Source organism: Mangrovibacter sp. MFB070, assembly GCF_000705335.1.
In the GTDB taxonomy this organism is placed as follows: Bacteria; Pseudomonadota; Gammaproteobacteria; order Enterobacterales; family Enterobacteriaceae; genus Mangrovibacter; species Mangrovibacter plantisponsor.
In genome coordinates, this window is the sequence record NZ_JJMI01000005.1 from 49,112 (window position 1) to 66,815 (window position 17,704).

Annotated in this window: 19 protein-coding genes; 8 read left to right on the forward strand and 11 right to left on the reverse strand. The window is 50.5% G+C overall.

Going from position 1 to position 17,704, the window contains the following annotated elements; translation table 11 throughout:
* The first annotated feature begins 14 nt into the window (after positions 1-14).
* Positions 15-3,356: a miniconductance mechanosensitive channel MscM gene (mscM, locus tag DT73_RS02055; protein ID WP_036103149.1), complete on the forward strand. Its 3,342-nt coding sequence runs from the start codon at positions 15-17 to the stop codon at positions 3,354-3,356.
* A gap of 62 nt (positions 3,357-3,418) precedes the next feature.
* Here mscM and epmA read toward each other — a convergent pair whose 3' ends face one another.
* Both epmA and DT73_RS26385 read right to left on the reverse strand, forming a co-directional pair.
* Positions 3,419-4,396 (reverse strand): elongation factor P--(R)-beta-lysine ligase, encoded by a 978-nt coding sequence (gene epmA, locus DT73_RS02060; protein WP_036103151.1) that lies wholly within the window; start codon positions 4,394-4,396, stop codon positions 3,419-3,421.
* Positions 4,397-4,490: 94 nt separating this feature from the next.
* The gene (locus tag DT73_RS26385; protein ID WP_160173949.1) at positions 4,491-4,658 is read right to left on the reverse strand and encodes a hypothetical protein; all 168 of its coding nucleotides are present in this window, start codon (positions 4,656-4,658) and stop codon (positions 4,491-4,493) included.
* 59 nt (positions 4,659-4,717) lie between these two features.
* Between DT73_RS26385 and frdA the strand changes: the two genes are divergently transcribed.
* The 5 genes from frdA to blc all read left to right on the forward strand — a co-directional run bounded on the left by frdA (position 4,718) and on the right by blc (position 8,668).
* On the forward strand, positions 4,718-6,508 hold the full coding sequence (gene frdA, locus DT73_RS02065) for a fumarate reductase (quinol) flavoprotein subunit (RefSeq protein WP_036103153.1): 1,791 nt from the start codon (positions 4,718-4,720) through the stop codon (positions 6,506-6,508).
* Complete coding sequence (locus DT73_RS02070) at positions 6,501-7,235, forward strand: succinate dehydrogenase/fumarate reductase iron-sulfur subunit (protein WP_036103155.1); 735 nt, start codon at positions 6,501-6,503, stop codon at positions 7,233-7,235. The genes frdA and DT73_RS02070 overlap by 8 nt, the downstream gene beginning before the upstream one ends.
* Before the next feature lie 10 nt (positions 7,236-7,245).
* Complete coding sequence (frdC, locus tag DT73_RS02075; protein ID WP_036103157.1) at positions 7,246-7,641, forward strand: fumarate reductase subunit FrdC; 396 nt, start codon at positions 7,246-7,248, stop codon at positions 7,639-7,641.
* A 10-nt stretch (positions 7,642-7,651) separates the two neighbouring features.
* Entirely contained in the window at positions 7,652-8,011 is a 360-nt protein-coding gene (gene frdD, locus DT73_RS02080) for a fumarate reductase subunit FrdD (protein WP_036103159.1), read from the forward strand.
* A gap of 114 nt (positions 8,012-8,125) precedes the next feature.
* On the forward strand, positions 8,126-8,668 hold the full coding sequence (blc, locus tag DT73_RS02085) for an outer membrane lipoprotein Blc (RefSeq protein WP_036103161.1): 543 nt from the start codon (positions 8,126-8,128) through the stop codon (positions 8,666-8,668).
* Here blc and sugE read toward each other — a convergent pair.
* Complete coding sequence (gene sugE / locus DT73_RS02090; protein ID WP_036103163.1) at positions 8,654-8,971, reverse strand: quaternary ammonium compound efflux SMR transporter SugE; 318 nt, start codon at positions 8,969-8,971, stop codon at positions 8,654-8,656. The genes blc and sugE overlap by 15 nt on opposite strands.
* A 273-nt stretch (positions 8,972-9,244) precedes the next feature.
* Here sugE and DT73_RS02095 point away from each other — a divergent pair, with 273 nt between their 5' ends.
* Positions 9,245-9,871, forward strand: coding sequence for a LuxR C-terminal-related transcriptional regulator (locus DT73_RS02095; RefSeq protein ID WP_235234368.1), 627 nt, complete (start codon positions 9,245-9,247; stop codon positions 9,869-9,871).
* Between the two features lie 63 nt (positions 9,872-9,934).
* Here DT73_RS02095 and DT73_RS02100 read toward each other — a convergent pair whose 3' ends face one another.
* The 3 genes from DT73_RS02100 to efp all read right to left on the reverse strand — a co-directional run bounded on the left by DT73_RS02100 (position 9,935) and on the right by efp (position 10,952).
* Positions 9,935-10,081, reverse strand: a complete 147-nt coding sequence (locus DT73_RS02100) for an entericidin A/B family lipoprotein (RefSeq protein ID WP_036103168.1) — start codon at positions 10,079-10,081, stop codon at positions 9,935-9,937.
* A 99-nt stretch (positions 10,082-10,180) separates the two neighbouring features.
* Positions 10,181-10,309, reverse strand: coding sequence for an entericidin A/B family lipoprotein (locus DT73_RS25305; RefSeq protein WP_072006892.1), 129 nt, complete (start codon positions 10,307-10,309; stop codon positions 10,181-10,183).
* Positions 10,310-10,385: 76 nt separating this feature from the next.
* Entirely contained in the window at positions 10,386-10,952 is a 567-nt protein-coding gene (gene efp / locus DT73_RS02105) for an elongation factor P (protein WP_036103171.1), read from the reverse strand.
* 41 nt (positions 10,953-10,993) lie between these two features.
* On the opposite strand from efp, the gene epmB reads away from it, so the two are divergent.
* Complete coding sequence (gene epmB / locus DT73_RS02110; protein WP_036103174.1) at positions 10,994-12,022, forward strand: EF-P beta-lysylation protein EpmB; 1,029 nt, start codon at positions 10,994-10,996, stop codon at positions 12,020-12,022.
* A 135-nt stretch (positions 12,023-12,157) separates the two neighbouring features.
* Here epmB and DT73_RS02115 read toward each other — a convergent pair whose 3' ends face one another.
* The 5 genes from DT73_RS02115 to DT73_RS02140 all read right to left on the reverse strand — a co-directional run bounded on the left by DT73_RS02115 (position 12,158) and on the right by DT73_RS02140 (position 17,400).
* The gene (locus tag DT73_RS02115; RefSeq protein ID WP_036103177.1) at positions 12,158-13,798 is read right to left on the reverse strand and encodes a methyl-accepting chemotaxis protein; all 1,641 of its coding nucleotides are present in this window, start codon (positions 13,796-13,798) and stop codon (positions 12,158-12,160) included.
* Positions 13,799-14,324: 526 nt separating this feature from the next.
* Positions 14,325-14,678, reverse strand: a complete 354-nt coding sequence (locus DT73_RS02125; RefSeq protein WP_036103184.1) for a DUF4156 domain-containing protein — start codon at positions 14,676-14,678, stop codon at positions 14,325-14,327.
* Between the two features lie 127 nt (positions 14,679-14,805).
* Positions 14,806-16,452 (reverse strand): chaperonin GroEL, encoded by a 1,647-nt coding sequence (groL, locus tag DT73_RS02130; RefSeq protein WP_036103186.1) that lies wholly within the window; start codon positions 16,450-16,452, stop codon positions 14,806-14,808.
* A gap of 46 nt (positions 16,453-16,498) precedes the next feature.
* A complete protein-coding gene (locus tag DT73_RS02135; protein WP_036103188.1) occupies positions 16,499-16,792 on the reverse strand; it encodes a co-chaperone GroES in 294 nt (97 codons plus the stop codon).
* Between the two features lie 134 nt (positions 16,793-16,926).
* Complete coding sequence (locus tag DT73_RS02140; protein WP_036103191.1) at positions 16,927-17,400, reverse strand: FxsA family protein; 474 nt, start codon at positions 17,398-17,400, stop codon at positions 16,927-16,929.
* Positions 17,401-17,704 lie beyond the last annotated feature (304 nt).

The window sequence follows — 17,704 nt, forward strand, 5'->3', positions numbered from 1 at the left end:
GACGAGTACGCAACGTGCGCCTGCTAATCCTGTTTCTGGTGACCCTGAGTCTCAGCCTGGGGGCGCACGCCGCCCCTTCTTCTACGGATAACGACGCTATTGCTCAGGCACTGGAGCAAGCGAAAGCTAACAAGAACCAGCCAGGCCAGGCTGAACTGATTGAAACCCTTCAGGCTGCATTGAGCTCTCTTGAAGAGCGTGAGCACGCCCGGCAACAGGCTGATGAATACCAGCAGGTTATCGATAACTTTCCCAAACTCTCTCAAGCGTTACGCCAGCAACTGGCTAACCAGCCCTCATCAGAGGCGGAAAAAATCCCTGCGGGGTTGTCAGCGGACGTGCTTAACCAGGAGATTCTCCAGGTCAGCAGCAAATTGCTGGATAAAACCCGCGAAGCTCAGCAGGAGCAGGAAAAAAGCCGCGATATTACCGATTCACTGAACCAGTTGCCGCAGCAGCAAACCGATATCCGCCGCCAGCTTGGCGAACTGGAGCGCCGTTCAGGTATCAATGTTTCCAATACACCTCTGGCACAGGCACAGCAGTGGGCACTCCAGGCGGATATTGCTCGCCTGCGCGCCAGGCTTACTGAGCTGGAACTGGCTCAGCTTTCTGCAAATAATCGCCAGGAACTGGCACGCCTGCGGGCAAGCCTTGCGGAGAAACAGAGTGAACAACTGGACGGGCGGTTACAGGCGCTACGTAATCAATTAAATAACCAGCGCCAGCGCGAGGCAGAAAAAGCGCTGGAAAGCACCGAGCTGTTAGCGGAAAACAGCGAAAACCTGCCCCCAGAAATCGAGGCCCAGTTTACTGTTAACCGTGAACTTTCTCAGGCGCTGAATCTTCAGGCGCAACGCATGGATCTGGTCGCTTCTCAGCAGCGCCAGGCTGCCAACCAGATTCTGCAAGTACGCCAGGCGCTCAATACCCTGCGTGAACAGTCACAGTGGTTAGGGGTGTCTAATGTTCTGGGCGAAACACTTCGCGCTCAGGTGGCGCGCCTGCCCGAAATGCCCAAACCACAGCAGGTAGATACCGAAATGGCGCAAATCCGTGTTCAACGGTTGCGTTATGAAGATCAACTGAATAAACAACCGCAGTTGCGCCAGGTTCGCCAGGCCAGTGGCCAGCCACTGACTCCGGAGCAAAGTAAGATTCTTGACGCCCAGTTACGCACCCAGCGTGAATTACTGAGTTCACTCTTACAGGGTGGCGATGCGCTTATCCTTGAATTAACGAAATTGCGCGTCGCCAACAGCCAGTTGGAAGATGCGCTGAAAGAGGTCAACGAAGCCACTCACCGCTACCTGTTCTGGACGGCGGATGTCAGCGCCATATCCCTGAGCTGGCCGCTGGATATCATGCAGGATCTGCGCCGCCTGCTCTCGCTTGATACTCTGGGGCAATTAGGCAACGCCGCAGGTATGATGCTGACCAGCCGGGAAACCCTGATCCCTTTATTTGCTGCTCTGGTTCTGGTGGGGTTCAGTATCAGTTCTCGTCGCCACTTTTCAGCTTTCCTTGAACGTTCCAGCAGTAAAGTTGGCAAAGTCACCCAGGATCACTTTTATCTCACCATTCGCACTGTGTTCTGGTCGATTCTGGTTGCCTCCCCGTTACCCGTGCTATGGGGCATTCTGGGCCATGGTTTACAACAGGCCTGGCCGTGGCCAATCGCAGTCGCAGTTGGCGACGGTGTAACTGCCACGGTACCCTTGCTGTGGGTGGTGATGATTTGCGCCGCCTTTGCACGCAGCAATGGCCTGTTTGTGGCTCATTTCGGCTGGCCGCGCCACCGGGTAGCCCGGGCTATGCGTTATTACCTGATGAGCATTGGTTTAATTGTGCCGCTGATTATGGCGCTTATCATGTTCGATAACCTCAATGACCGGGAGTTTTCCGCTTCACTCGGCCGCCTGTGTTTTGTCTTTATCTGTGGTGCACTGGCTATTGTCACTCTCAGTTTAAAACGTGCCGGGATCCCACTGTGGCTGGATAAGCAGGGCAATGGTGACAATGTCCTCAACCGCCTGTTCTGGAACTTATTGATCTGCGCGCCTGTACTGTCTGCGTTGGCATCACTGGTGGGTTACCTCGCAACGTCGCAGGCGTTGCTGGCGCGCCTGGAAACCTCTGTCGCCATCTGGTTTTTGCTGCTGGTCATCTACCATATTGTGCGCCGCTGGATGTTTATTCAGCGCCGCCGGCTGGCATTCGACCGGGCCAAACACCGCCGGGCGGAGATCCTTGCTCAGCGAGCGAAAGGCGAAGAAGAATCAGTGCAAGGGCACAGTGCGGAAGGCAGCCCGGATCTTCCTGAAGATACCGAGATAGATCTGGATACGATCAGCGCGCAGTCTCTCCGCCTGGTGCGATCCCTGCTGACACTGGTCGCATTGATCTCGGTGATCGCGTTATGGTCGGAGATCCATTCGGCGTTCAGCTTCCTGGAGAACATTTCATTGTGGGATGTCACCACCACTGTACAGGGTGTGGAAAGCATCGAACCCATTACCGTTGGTGCTGTGCTTATCGCCATTCTGGTGTTCATCATCACTATGCAACTGGTGCGTAATCTACCTGCTCTGTTGGAGCTGGCTATACTGCAGCATTTGGATCTGACCCCTGGCACCGGTTATGCCATTACTACCGTCACCAAATATTTGCTGATGCTGCTGGGCGGCCTGGTCGGGTTTTCCATGATTGGTATTGAATGGGCCAAATTACAGTGGCTGGTTGCCGCGTTAGGCGTGGGGCTGGGCTTTGGTTTACAGGAGATTTTCGCCAACTTTATTTCCGGGCTGATTATCTTGTTTGAAAAACCCATTCGTATTGGCGATACCGTAACGATTCGAGACCTGACAGGCAGTATTACCAAAATTAACACCCGGGCAACGACTATCAGCGACTGGGATCGTAAAGAGATAATTGTCCCCAATAAGGCGTTTATTACTGAACAGTTTATTAACTGGTCGCTGTCTGATTCTGTTACTCGTGTGGTGCTCAGTGTCCCGGCCCCTGTGGAAGCCGATACCGAAACCGTTACGGGGATCTTGCTGACAGCCGCGCACCGGTGTTCGCTGGTGATTGATAACCCACCACCTGAAGCTTACCTGGTGGATTTGCAACAGGGCATTCAACTGTTTGAACTGCGAATCTACGCGGCTGAAATGGGGCACCGGATGCCGTTACGCCATGAGCTCCACCAGTTAATCCTGCTGGGCTTCCGGGAGCATAATATTGACCTGCCGTTCCCACCTTTCCAAATGCGGCTTGAATCACTGGATGGCAAACGTAGCGCAACCACCCTGACCTCTGCGGGCAAAAGCGTGCGTTCACCCGGTAGCCTGTAAAAAAAACACCCCCGCCATACTCTGGCAGGGGTGTTTTATTGCGCCTGTTACGCGTGCGTGGATCAGGCCCGGTCGACAGTAAAAGCCATTACCTCAGATAAACTTTCAGCATTCAGCGCCAGCATCACCAGGCGATCAACACCCAGAGCGACACCAGAACAATCCGGCATACCGGCTTTCAGTGCTTCCAGCAGGTTAACGTCCACGGGCTGTTGAGGAAGCCCTTTCGCGGCACGTTTACGGTTATCCTGCTCAAAGCGCTGCTGTTGTTCACCCGCGTCTGTCAGTTCGTGGAAACCATTCGCCAGCTCCACACCCCGGAAATAGACTTCAAAGCGCTCAGCCACACGGTGATCTTCGGTACTGATTTGCGCCAGTGCGGCCTGGCTTGCCGGGAAATGGTACACAAAGGTCGGTTTATCTTTGCCAATATGCGGCTCTACACCCATAGCAAACAACAGTTGCAACAAGGTATCGCGGTCTTCTTCGGTATCAGCGATATTACTTAAATCAAGGCGAGCGGCAACTTCACGTAACTGCTGTTTATCTGCAGACAGTGGGTCGATTTCAAGATGACGCTGAAACGCCTGCTGATAAGAAAGTGACTCTGCCGGGCTACACTCCAGCACTTGCTGTAATAAGTCATCCACCTCGTTCATCAGGCGATACATGTCATAGCAAGGCCGGTACCATTCCAGCATAGTGAATTCAGGGTTATGGTAGCGCCCCATTTCTTCATTACGGAAACTACGGCATAACTGATAGACCGGCCCACAGCCTGCAGCAAGCAAGCGCTTCATGTGGTATTCCGGGCTGGTCATTAAATACAGGTTCATCCCTTGTGAATGACCCGGCCCAACAAAACGTGTTTCGAAAGGCACCAAATGGACGTCAGTAACCGTTGCCTGGCTCATACAGGGGGTTTCGACTTCAAGGACGCCCCGGTCTGAAAAAAAACGCCGTATTCCGGCCATAATTTCAGCACGTTTCAATAAATTGGGGACTGATGCGCCCGGCTGCCAGGTTGCCGTATCGCTCATGTTACTTTCTCCGGTTTGACACAAGGGCACGCAGTCTACTCGCATCTCCATAAAGAGACAAATTTTGCACAGCAAAATTTGCCGAATAAGCCCGTCATGCCTGGCCTGGCCCATTTTTTTGTAAGTCAGTCAGTGACATTAGTTGATTGTTGCGGATATCAACAAAAAAATCGAACACGTCAATTTTCCCTCTTTTTAGCAAGGTTATACTGTCCTCCCCACCAAGGAGCAGGGGAAAACGTTCGCTTTCGCTATCGGCCATTGTGTGAGCTACCTTTGGAACAGATGCGTTGCGAAATAACCATAATCTGGAGGAATGTCGTGCAAACCATTCAAGCTGATATCGCTATAATTGGTGCCGGCGGTGCAGGTCTTCGCACCGCAATTGCGGCAGCGCAGGCGAATCCACAAGCCACCATCGCGCTGATATCCAAAGTCTACCCAATGCGCAGCCACACTGTTGCTGCTGAAGGTGGTTCTGCCGCGGTCGCACAAGATCATGATAGTTTCGAGTATCATTTTCACGATACCGTTGCAGGTGGTGACTGGCTCTGTGAACAGGACGTTGTTGATTATTTCGTTCATCACTGCCCAACAGAGATGACGCAACTGGAGCAATGGGGATGCCCATGGAGCCGCCGCCCTGACGGGTCGGTTAACGTGCGTCGTTTTGGGGGGATGAAAATAGAAAGGACCTGGTTTGCCGCAGATAAAACCGGCTTTCATATGCTCCACACCCTGTTCCAAACTTCTCTGCAATTCCCACAAATTCACCGCTTCGATGAACACTTTGTCCTAGACATTCTGGTTGATGAAGGCCACGTGCGCGGCCTGGTCGCCATGAATATGATGGAAGGGACACTGGTGCAAATCCGTGCCAATGCCGTGGTTATGGCAACCGGCGGCGCTGGCCGTGTTTATCGCTATAACACTAACGGCGGGATTGTCACCGGCGACGGTATGGGCATGGCACTGGCTCATGGCGTACCGCTGCGGGATATGGAATTCGTGCAGTATCACCCCACCGGTTTGCCGGGCTCCGGTATTCTGATGACAGAAGGCTGCCGTGGTGAAGGTGGTATTCTGGTCAACAAAGACGGCTACCGTTACCTGCAGGATTACGGTATGGGGCCAGAAACCCCACTGGGTGAACCGAAGAACAAATATATGGAATTGGGCCCGCGCGACAAAGTTTCGCAGGCCTTCTGGCATGAGTGGCGTGCTGGCCGCACCATTGAAACGCCAAGGGGCGATGTGGTGTATCTGGACTTACGCCACCTTGGTGAGAAAAAACTGCTTGAGCGCCTGCCATTTATTTGTGAACTGGCGAAAGCTTATGTCGGTGTGGATCCCATCAAAGAACCTATTCCAGTTCGCCCAACAGCGCACTACACCATGGGTGGCATTGAAACCAACACCGAATGTGAAACCCGTATTTCTGGTTTGTTCGCTGTCGGCGAGTGCTCTTCTGTGGGGCTGCACGGAGCCAACCGTCTGGGGTCCAACTCTCTGGCGGAACTGGTGGTGTTTGGCCGCATGGCGGGTGAAAAAGCGATGGCGCACGCTGCACAGGCAAGTGCCGGTAATGACAATGCCCTGAATGCTCAGGTCGCTGATATTGAACGCCGCCTGACAACCCTGGTAAACCAGGAAGGGAACGAAAACTGGGCGAAAATTCGCGACGAAATGGGCCTGTCGATGGAAGAAGGCTGCGGGATTTACCGTACGCCGGAACTGATGCAAAAAACCATCGATAAACTGGCTGAATTGCAGGAGCGCTTCAAGCGTGTGCGCATTACCGACACCTCCAGCGTGTTCAACACCGATTTGCTTTACACCATAGAACTGGGCCACGGCCTGAATGTTGCCGAATGTATGGCGCACTCAGCACTGGCACGTAAAGAATCCCGTGGGGCGCATCAACGCCTTGATGAAGGTTGCACAGAGCGTGATGATGTGAACTTCCTCAAACATACCCTGGCGTTCAGGGATGCCGAAGGGCACACCCATCTTGAATACAGCGATGTGAAAATCACCACTCTGCCACCAGCAAAACGCGTTTATGGCGCCGAAGCGGAAGCAGCCGATAAAAAGGAGACGGCGAATGGCTGAGATGAAAACCATGAAACTGGAAGTGGTGCGTTATAACCCGGAAACGGATAACGAGCCACACAGTGTGTTTTACGATGTGCCATGGGATGAACAAACTTCATTGCTGGATGCACTGGGCTATATCAAAGATAACCTGGCGCCAGACCTGAGCTACCGCTGGTCCTGCCGTATGGCGATTTGCGGTTCCTGCGGCATGATGGTCAACAAAATCCCCAAACTGGCCTGTAAAACCTTCCTGCGTGATTACACCCAGGGCATTAAAATTGAAGCACTGGCGAATTTCCCCATTGAGCGCGATCTTGTGGTGGACATGACCCACTTCATTGAAAGCCTTGAGGCGATTAAGCCCTACATCATTGGCAATAATCGCTCGCCAGAACAAGGGCCAAATACCCAAACACCTGCGCAAATGGCGCGTTATCACCAGTTTTCCGGGTGTATTAACTGCGGGTTGTGTTACGCCGCCTGCCCACAATTTGGCCTTAATCCGGAGTTTATTGGCCCGGCAGCCCTGACGCTGGCCCATCGCTACAATCTGGACAGCCGTGATCATGGCAAGAAAATGCGTATGCCAGTGATTAACGGTGAAAACGGTGTGTGGCCCTGCACATTTGTCGGCTTTTGTTCTGAAGTCTGCCCGAAACATGTCGACCCGGCAGCCGCAATTCAGCAAACAAAAGTGGAAAGTGCGAAGGACTTTTTAATCGCCACCCTGAAACCACGCTAAGGAGTGCAGCATGACCACAAAACGTAAACCTTATGTGCGGGCAGTTGCTCCGGACTGGTGGCAAAAACTGCCGTTTTACCGTTTCTATATGCTTCGTGAAGGTACCTCAGTGCCAACCGTCTGGTTCAGCATCATCCTGATTTATGGGTTGTATGCATTAAAAGGCGGGGCTGAATCCTGGGCGGGCTTTGTTGGCTTCCTGCAAAACCCAGTGGTTATCATTTTAAACCTGATTACCCTGGCTGCAGCCCTGCTGCATACCAAAACCTGGTTCGAACTGGCGCCGAAAGCCGCCATTCTGATCGTTAAAGGTGAGAAACTACCCCCACAACCCCTGATTCGCGCACTGTGGGCAGTCACTGCCATTGTCACTGTCGTGATTCTTGGCGTGGCGTTGTTCTGGTAAGGGAGGCATTATGACAAATCAACAACTGAAGCGTTCCGACGAACCGGTATTTTGGGGGCTGTTTGGTGGTGGCGGTATGTGGGGAGCGATTATCGCACCTGTTATCGTCCTGCTGGTCGGGATTTTGCTGCCGCTGGGTTTTTACCCTGGCGAAGCTCTGGGGTATGAACGTGTTCTGGCCTTTGCTCAAAGCTTTATTGGCCGGGTGTTTATTTTCCTGATGATAGTCCTGCCTTTGTGGTGTGGCCTGCACCGTATCCACCACGGTATGCATGACATGAAGATTCATGTTCCTGCCGGCAAATGGGTATTTTACGGGCTGGCTGCAATCCTGACCGTTGTTACACTGATTGGTGTGGCCTTTATTTAATACCACACTCAAACCTGGCGGCAGAGCCTGCCGCCAGGCCATAAAAAAATTCTGCACTTTCCCCTACATTTTTCCCGTGACTTCCTACACTTAAAAGAAAAAAGGAAGCACACCATGCGTAAAAGTTTATGTCTCGCCATCCTGCTTGGCGTCGCCACGTTAACAGGCTGCAGCAATCCCGTTCCCCCACCCGGCGTTACCGTTGTCGAGAATTTCAACATCAACCGCTATCTTGGCACCTGGTATGAAATAGCCCGCCTTGACCACCCCTTTGAAAGTGGGCTGGAGCAAGTCACGGCCACGTACGGTTTACAGGTAAATGGTGGCGTCAGTGTAATTAACCGCGGCTATAACCCGGCGCGTGGCATATGGCAGTCGGCAGAGGGTGAAGCCTGGTTCACAGGTGAGCCCACTAAAGGCGCACTGAAGGTCTCGTTCTTTGGGCCCTTCTATGGTGGTTATAATGTGATGGCTGTTGATAAATATTACCAACATGCCCTGCTGTGTGGGCCGGACAAAAACTATTTGTGGATATTGTCCCGCACCCCAACACTCAGCCAGAAAGTAAAAAATCAGTATATCCACCTGGCCCAGCAGCAAGGCTTTGATACCAGCAAGCTGATTTGGGTAAAACAGGCGCCGTCAGTGGCTAAATAGTTTAACGCCCAGGATACCCGCAACAATCATTGCCAGGCTGAAAAGCCTGGCCGGTGTTGCGGGCTCCCCTTCCCAGACAATCCCAATAATCACTACCCCCACCGCACCAATACCACTCCATACGGCATACGCAGTGCCAGCGGGCAGGCTTTTAATCACATGTGAGAGCAATAACAAACTGAGCGCCATCGCGCCAAGAACAACAACAGAAGGATAAAAGCGGCTGAAGCCGTGGGTGTGTTTTAGCCCGGCAGCCCAAATCACTTCCAGCAAACCGGCAAGAATGAGTAATAACCATGACATCGGGGCTCCTGAGGGGCCGTCCCCAATGTGTAATGAAAAAACCGCTACAGGTCGTCCTGAACGGGGGAATATTTTCGTGCAGAACCTTACCCACACAGGCATGCGTGCATAAAGGTTATACAAAAAGACAACTTTTCATTCTTGCAAACCTGCTATGGCAATGCAACCACCACTTTCTTGCTTGACTAACGTGAGAAATAGCACTGCTTCTGCTGCCAGTTCCATAATTCAGTTAGCGGATTTTCTTTTTATCATGGCACCTTACCCTGGAAAGTGGCTCAGGCTATTTTTGTTACCGGATGCAGAATATGTATGTTTAGCGTATTACTTGTGGATCGTTGTTACTTTAGCCGCTTCGGGTTGAAATCTCTGGTCATGTCATCAGGATATTTATCGGTAAATTTTAATATTGTTGACACAGATAACTTATTATTTGCCCGAGAGTATATATTGCGGCACCAGCCAAATATCGTGATGGCTGACTTTCATGGCTTTCTGAAAGAAATACATCACGTACAACAACTGGCTTCGATTTCTCTTGCCTGCGGTTCATCAACCCGGTTAATTATTCAGCAAAGTGACCACACACCGCCTGAATTGGGGGCGTTGCATGATGCGATGGGGGCATGGAAAATACTCGATAAAAACAATTCACTTGAGAATATTAAGGAAATATTACAGGAGTCGCTTTTTTCTCGCCCCCCCTTTGGGTTACAACGAGACCTCACGCCATTACTGACGCTCAGAGAAGAAAAAATTCTGGCTTTGTGGGAGCATGAGACCAGTAATGAAAATATTGCCAGCCAAATGGGGATATCGGTAAAAACCGTTTATACCTACAAACGCAATATCCGTATGAAACTTGGGGTAAATAACCGCCTGGCGTTATTTTTAACCTGAGAAAACGAAATGATGGTACCCGCAGACACCATCACTTCGCCAATGTCTAAATTCTTACTGTGATTATTTCTGGGCATTGGTTGCTGCATCAGAAATAGCGCTACCGCCTTCCTGAATATCTTGCCCGACACCGCGAGTAGTATTACAGGCAGTCAGAACAGAGGTACAGATCAACGCAGCAATAAGCGCCGCAATCGTTTTCTTGCTCATAATCGCTCCTTATCTGTCGTCATTTATTGGTCAGAGACAATAACAAGGATAGTGCACCAGAAAGTGTGCAGCGAAAAATTAAGACCAGACTGAAAAAGATTAGTCGGAGGCGCGCTGAATCGCTCCGCCGAGGTGCTGGATATCTTCACCAAAGCCCCGGGCCGTATTACAACCAGACAATAACGCAACAACCAGAATGATAACCAGTGATTGAACCGCTCTTACCATCGCATAACCCCGGAAGACAATGCACAGACACTTTACGGCGCAGGCATCACGCCCGCACCGTAAAACAGAATTCAGCTTATTTCACGCGAGATACATATTCGCCAGAGCGGGTATCAACACGGATAACTTCACCAATCTGAACGAACAGCGGCACTTTTACCACTGCGCCAGTAGACAGCGTAGCTGGTTTACCGCCAGTACCGGCAGTATCACCTTTCAGGCCCGGATCGGTTTCAACCACTTCCAGCTCAACGAAGTTCGGCGGAGTCACAGAAATCGGCTGACCATTCCACAGAGTCACGATGCACTCAGCCTGATCCAGCAGCCATTTTTCGTTTTCACCAATAGCTTTCGCGTCTGCAGCCAGCTGTTCGAAGGTTTCGTTGTTCATGAAGTGCCAGAACTCACCATCGTTGTACAGGTAAGTCAGGTTCATATCGACAACATCAGCACCTTCTGCGGAATCAGTAGATTTGAAGGTTTTTTCTACACGGGTACCGGTCAACAGACGGCGCAGCTTAACACGCGCAAAAGCCTGACCTTTCCCTGGTTTAACGAATTCGCTGGCTTCAACCGCGTAAGGTTCGCCATCTAACATGATTTTAAGACCAGAACGAAAATCGTTGCTATAGTAAGTCGCCATAAGGCCCTCTGAAATTATTAACTGGTAGCTTAGCCAAAAAAATGGCACACATTGTAACCCTAAAAACCCCCTCCAGAGAAGATTGGTTAGCGCAACTTGCCGATGTTATAACCGATCCTGATGAACTTCTGAATATTTTAAATGTAGACGCTAATGAAACGCTGCTCGCCGGGCGTGATGCCAGGCGGCTGTTTGCTTTGCGTGTTCCCCGTGCATTTGTGGCTCGAATGGAGCCGGGAAACCCCAATGATCCGTTGCTGGTTCAGGTACTTACCAGCAAACAAGAGTTTACCAACGTGGCCGGGTTTAGCGAGGATCCCCTGGATGAACAACACAGTGTCGTGCCTGGTTTATTACACAAATACCGTAACCGTGCGTTATTGCTGGTAAAAGGTGGTTGTGCAGTCAATTGCCGTTATTGTTTCCGTCGCCACTTCCCGTATGCCGAAAATCAGGGCAATAAACGCAACTGGCAAAGCGCGCTGGACTACATTAAGGCTCACCCGGAACTGGATGAAATTATTTTCTCCGGTGGTGACCCGCTCATGGCGAAAGACCATGAACTGGACTGGCTGATAACCGCCCTGGAGGCGATTCCACACATTAAACGGTTACGTATCCACAGCCGTCTGCCCGTGGTCATACCTGCCCGGGTAACACCCGCATTGTGCGAACGAATCATGGCGTCTCGCCTGAAGGTACTGCTGGTCAACCATATTAACCATGCGCAGGAAATCGACGATACAGTGCGGGCGGCAATGGCCCGGTTACATGCGGCAGGCGTGACACTACTCAACCAGAGCGTGCTACTCAAAGGCGTGAACAATAATGCACAAACCCTGGCGCAGCTCAGTAATACGTTGTTTGATGCCGGGATCCTGCCCTATTACCTGCATATTCTGGATAAAGTGCAGGGTGCTGCCCACTTTCTGGTTTCAGATGACGAAGCGCGGGCCATTATGCGCGAGCTACTCACTCTGGTATCTGGATACCTGGTACCTAAACTGGCAAGGGAAATTGGCGGGGAGCCCAGCAAAACACCACTGGACCTGCAGTTACGTCAGCACTAGTTCCTGGCTGTACTCACACCACGTTCAGGTAAAAATCCAAAAAAAAAGCACTGCCGGGCTCCTGCCTCGGCAGTGAAAGGTGCCTGTCAGCCTACCGGGAAAGAGGGCGTGACAGGCTTTCGGGCTTGTTATGCGTTAAAACGTTTCCCAGCCAGTGTCGTTCCCACCTGCACCCGCTGGTGCTGCCAGTTGTGGCGCACGGGAACGGGATGGTGCGGCTGGTTCATGGTGTCCCCCCGGTAACCGGAACACATTGACCATTTGCTGCAACTTGTCTGCCTGGTCTTCAAGGCTGTTTGCAGCTGCAGACGATTCCTGTACCAGCGCGGCGTTTTGCTGTGTTGTGGTATCCATTTCCGTCATAGCCTGGGCAATCTGGCCAATCCCACGGTTTTGCTCATCCGACGCGGCGGCGATTTCCTGCATCAGGTCTTTCACCTGGGTTACTGAGTTCACAATACCGCTCATGCTTTCACCAGCCAGATCCACCTGACGGGCGCCTTCATCCACATGTTTAACTGACTCCTGAATCAGGGTCTCAATCTCTTTTGCCGCCTGAGCACTGCGTTGTGCCAGTGAGCGAACTTCCCCTGCCACAACCGCAAACCCACGCCCCTGGTCACCTGCACGGGCCGCTTCCACCGCAGCATTCAGTGCCAGAATATTGGTCTGGAAAGCAATCCCGTTAATGACGGATGTAATTTCAGCAATACGGCGTGAACTGTCGCTAATGTCTTTCATTCGGGCTACTGCAGAGCTGACTACCTGCCCGCCATGGGTCGCAGTGTCTGACGCGGCAATTGCCAACTGGCTTGCCTGATGCGCGTTCTGGGCGTTCTGTTTAACAGTAGAGCTGAGTTCTTCCATGCTTGCCGCTGTTTCAACTACCGCCGCAGACTGCTGTTCAGTACGGGCAGACAGTTCGTTATTACCCAGTGAAATTTCATTGGCCGCAGAGCTGACTGAGCGCGAGGCACCACGTACCTGCCCCATGGCTTCAGCCACCCGGGCAACCAGGTTATTAAATGCAGTGATAGCCATACCAATTTCATCCTGGCGGCCAGCAGACATACGGTGGCTTAAATCCAGGTTTTCACTGATGGTGACCATACCGCTTTTCATTTCATTCAGGCGGCGGCGAATACCAAGCACTGTCACCAGACCAAACGCACCAAGAATAATGGTGGCCAGTAATGTGGCAGAAACAGACAGCGTCATTGAGCGGTGAATCAGACTACTACTTTTCTGGTTGGCTTCATTAACCAGTTGGTTGTTGTATTCAACCTGTGTTTTAAAATCCTGTGCCAACAGGCTGACCTTGTCTGCCACCAGCCCGCCGGTACGCATCGCTTTGGTAACTTCTGCACGGTCGTTGGATTCAGAAATTTTAAAGAACTGATCCATCACGCCGCGGAAACTTTCGAGGTCCGCCATCGTTTTTTTCGTCAGCGCGGCATCATGCTCATCAGAGATCAAATCATTCAGGTAATGCTGGTGGGCTTTATACAGTTCATCATAAAGCGCGATCGCATTGGCTTTAATTGCATTCATTCCGGCCAGGTCTTCGGTTAAACCATGCTGGTATAACTGAGAACGGATATCGGTAACCTTCATCATTTCATTATTGATTACAGTAATACTGGGCAACGTATTCGCCTGAAAATAGGTTGCATCATCACTTATCTTAGATAATGAAATCATTGAGATAACATTGGTAACAATCAAACTTAATATCAGCAGAGAAAAAGCAAGCAACAAGCGCTTGGTGATGTTCATACATCCTCCCGGTAACGATGGATTTATTTTTGGTATAAAACTGGTTTTCAACAGAAATAATAAAACGCAAAAATACAGGCACTCACTTTTATCTGTTTTCTGTTATCGGCAGGGTAGCAAAGCACCTTGAGCCTTATTTATTATTAAGCGCAGAAAGTTTTGAATGCTGTGAAAAATATCACAATAAATAAAGCTTAAGGCATCTTAATATATTGATAAATAAAGCCAAGTTTAATATAGCATGCTAAATATAACCTGAGTTCATATTGTTATATATTTAATTAACGCTTAATTATGGCAATTAATAATTTGCGTTTGATGCAAACAAAAACAGAGTAATGAGAAGCTGAAAGACGTAAAAATGGCCGGGGATGAAAAAGAGAATTAACCAGCAGTAAAATGTTAACGCTGCAGCGAAAAGTGACAGCGCCAGGGTATAGCATCAGTTCAGAAAAAAACGACTCAAAAAAGAAACACACACGGGCAGTGTGTACACAGACACATACTGCCCGGTGCCAAAAAACAGTTACTGCGCGCATTTATAAACCTGACCAGTCATTTCACTGGCCGTTGGTACAAAACTGGAAACCAGGCCCTGGGTTGGGCTGCTGACACCGTAAAGCACATTACCGCCCATCGCAGCTGCTTTGTTACGCAGATCATTCGCTGCACCACGCAATGAGCCGCCTTCATTACCGGCCTGGCCAGACAACCAGTTACTTTGCTCACCTGTTGCAGTACCCAGATACTGGCACTCACTGGAAGGCTTATCTTCAACAAAACGAACGGATTGCCCGGCGGAAGTCAGTTGATTACTGGCGCTACACCCTGCCAATAACGCAGCCACGGCAATTAACCCGGCCGATAGTTTTATTTGCATATGATTCCCCATTAGTAAAAAAAATCGCGCCAATTTAACCAGATAAACCTTATACCACACCCAGAAAAAGAAAACCCCCGGTGAAATTCACCAGGGGCTTTTTCTGCTAACTTAAGGTGCAGGGCAATTACATCATGCCGCCCATGCCACCCATGCCGCCCATACCACCAGCAGCGCCTAAATCAGCTTTGTCATCTTTCGGCAGGTCAGTCACCATGCATTCAGTGGTGATCATCAGGCCAGCAACAGAAGATGCATACTGCAGTGCAGAACGGGTTACTTTGGTTGGATCCAGGATACCCATATCGATCATGTTGCCGTATTCTTCAGTTGCAGCGTTGTAACCGTAGTTACCTTCACCCGCTTTCACATTGTTGGCAACCACTGACGGTTCCTCACCGGCGTTAGACACGATCTGACGCAGCGGGGATTCCATTGCGCGCAGCGCAACTTTGATACCGACATTCTGGTCTTCGTTTGCAGCAGTCAGGCCAGCGATTTTCGCAGCAACGCGAACCAGCGCCACACCACCACCAGCAACCACGCCTTCTTCCACAGCAGCACGGGTTGCGTGCAGTGCGTCTTCTACGCGTGCTTTCTTCTCTTTCATTTCAACTTCAGTAGCTGCGCCAACTTTGATAACGGCTACGCCGCCAGCCAGTTTGGCAACACGTTCCTGCAGTTTTTCACGATCGTAATCAGAAGTCGCTTCTTCGATCTGCTGACGGATCTGACCAACACGGCCCTGGATAGCAGCTTCATCGCCCACGCCATCAATGATGATGGTGGTATCTTTATTGATAACCACGCGTTTAGCCTGACCCATGTCTTCCAGAGTTGCTTTTTCCAGTTCCATGCCGATTTCTTCAGAAATCACCGCACCACCAGTCAGTACTGCGATATCCTGCAGCATTGCTTTACGGCGGTCGCCGAAGCCCGGAGCTTTAACAGCAGCAACTTTCACGATACCGCGCATGGTGTTAACAACCAGCGTAGCCAGTGCTTCACCTTCAACGTCTTCAGCGATGATCAGCAGCGGTTTGCCTGCTTTAGCTACCGCTTCCAGAACCGGCAGCAGTTCGCGGATGTTGGAGATTTTTTTGTCAGCCAGCAGGATGAACGGGTTTTCCAGTTCAACAGCGCCAGTTTCTGGTTTGTTGATGAAGTAAGGAGACAGGTAGCCACGGTCGAACTGCATACCTTCTACAACGTCCAGCTCGTCTTGCAGGCCAGTGCCTTCTTCAACGGTGATAACGCCTTCTTTACCCACTTTTTCCATGGCTTCTGCAATCAGTTTACCCACGGTTTCGTCGGAGTTTGCAGAAATGGTACCTACCTGAGCGATTGCTTTGGAATCAGAGCAAGGTACAGACAGAGCTTTCAGTTCTTCAACAGCAGCAGCAACTGCTTTGTCGATACCGCGTTTCAGGTCCATCGGGTTCATGCCAGCAGCAACTGCTTTCAGGCCTTCGTTAACGATAGACTGCGCCAGAACGGTTGCAGTGGTGGTACCGTCGCCTGCAGCGTCGTTCGCTTTAGAGGCAACTTCTTTCACCATTTGCGCGCCCATGTTTTCGAACTTGTCTTCCAGTTCGATTTCACGCGCTACAGATACACCGTCTTTAGTGATGGTCGGTGCACCAAAAGATTTGTCCAGAACTACGTTACGGCCTTTCGGGCCCAGGGTAACTTTTACCGCGTCTGCCAGGACATTCACGCCACGCAACATTTTTACACGGGCGTCATTACCGAATTTTACGTCTTTAGCTGCCATTTTCTTTCCCTTAAATTCGTTCGTTCAGTGTTATCACGCGTGGTAATTACGCTTCAACAATTGCCAGGATGTCGGATTCAGACATGATCAACACTTCTTCATTGTCGATCTTCTCAGCTTTAACGCCGTAACCATCGTTGAAAATTACGATGTCACCCACTTTCACATCCAGAGGTTTCATTTCACCGTTTTCCAGGATGCGGCCATTGCCCACAGCCAAAACTTCACCGCGAGTTGATTTACCCGCAGCAGAGCCAGTCAGAACGATGCCGCCAGCTGATTTAGATTCAACTTCTTTACGCTTGACGATCACACGATCATGCAATGGACGAATTTTCATTGATAGCTCTCCTTTGAGAAAGTCCGTATCAGTTATAGGGGTTATGCCGGTTCATCTTCTCCGGCTGGTGACCAGAGAGATGGGGATGTTCTTTCTCCCCTTCAAGGGGAGAAATGAAAAATTTTCAGATTTTTTTATCGCTCATCACGATCATGGTCTGAAAGGCGGTCTGACGAATTATCTTTGCGTTGAAACTCGCCATCGAATGTCTGCCCGCCCTGACCTGCGCCATTAAAATTGCCGCCCATCCAGCTGAACCGCAGATGTGGCATTAATTTCATCGTCAGGTGTTTCTGAACGGGAGGTAACAGAAGTAACAACCCCAGGAAATCAGTGAAGAACCCAGGCAGGATCAACAGCAGGCCAGAAATAATCAGAGAAACACTTTTGATCATTTCAGCCGCAGGGCTTTCACCTGCAGACATACGCTGCTGCATCAGCATCAGGTTTTTGAACCCCTGGTTACGCACCAGAGACATACCAACCACTGAAGTAAAAATCACCAGAATCAGTGTCAGCAGTACACCCAGCACATGGGCAACCTGAATAAAAATAGAGATCTCTACATACACATAGAGAAAAAAAGCAAGAAACGGTATCCAGCGCACAATGGCTCCTGTTAGACATCAGGCAGCTACGCTACCTGCATAGAATGAAGTGGGACACGTTAACCCTGTAATCAGAAGTGGGGGCCTGGGCGCAAAAATCAATCGCCAACCCATTTTTTTTATGAAAAGGATAGGAGCGGTGAGCTAATTCACATATTAGTAACCGTGATGGAAATTCACAGATAATAAGTGATCGAGATTACGGCAATCGGCTATGATCAGCATATCATGTTAACCACGTAGTCAAAATGGACATAATCGTCGGTTACGCGATGGAATAACCACATATCGTTTGTGTGTATTT

Bases quoted from the DNA above. Each gene is read 5' to 3' on its own strand.
- DT73_RS02135 (WP_036103188.1), bottom strand. From the start codon at position 16,792: ATGAAAATTCGTCCATTGCATGATCGTGTGATCGTCAAGCGTAAAGAA.
- DT73_RS02115 (WP_036103177.1), bottom strand. From the start codon at position 13,798: ATGAACATCACCAAGCGCTTGTTGCTTGCTTTTTCTCTGCTGATATTA.
- sugE (WP_036103163.1), bottom strand. From the start codon at position 8,971: ATGTCATGGTTATTACTCATTCTTGCCGGTTTGCTGGAAGTGATTTGG.
- DT73_RS25305 (WP_072006892.1), bottom strand. From the start codon at position 10,309: ATGGTAAGAGCGGTTCAATCACTGGTTATCATTCTGGTTGTTGCGTTA.
- efp (WP_036103171.1), bottom strand. From the start codon at position 10,952: ATGGCGACTTACTATAGCAACGATTTTCGTTCTGGTCTTAAAATCATG.
- DT73_RS02100 (WP_036103168.1), bottom strand. From the start codon at position 10,081: ATGAGCAAGAAAACGATTGCGGCGCTTATTGCTGCGTTGATCTGTACC.
- frdD (WP_036103159.1), top strand. From the start codon at position 7,652: ATGACAAATCAACAACTGAAGCGTTCCGACGAACCGGTATTTTGGGGG.
- epmA (WP_036103151.1), bottom strand. From the start codon at position 4,396: ATGAGCGATACGGCAACCTGGCAGCCGGGCGCATCAGTCCCCAATTTA.
- DT73_RS02125 (WP_036103184.1), bottom strand. From the start codon at position 14,678: ATGCAAATAAAACTATCGGCCGGGTTAATTGCCGTGGCTGCGTTATTG.
- groL (WP_036103186.1), bottom strand. From the start codon at position 16,452: ATGGCAGCTAAAGACGTAAAATTCGGTAATGACGCCCGTGTAAAAATG.
- blc (WP_036103161.1), top strand. From the start codon at position 8,126: ATGCGTAAAAGTTTATGTCTCGCCATCCTGCTTGGCGTCGCCACGTTA.
- epmB (WP_036103174.1), top strand. From the start codon at position 10,994: ATGGCACACATTGTAACCCTAAAAACCCCCTCCAGAGAAGATTGGTTA.
- DT73_RS02070 (WP_036103155.1), top strand. From the start codon at position 6,501: ATGGCTGAGATGAAAACCATGAAACTGGAAGTGGTGCGTTATAACCCG.
- frdC (WP_036103157.1), top strand. From the start codon at position 7,246: ATGACCACAAAACGTAAACCTTATGTGCGGGCAGTTGCTCCGGACTGG.
- DT73_RS26385 (WP_160173949.1), bottom strand. From the start codon at position 4,658: ATGGCCGATAGCGAAAGCGAACGTTTTCCCCTGCTCCTTGGTGGGGAG.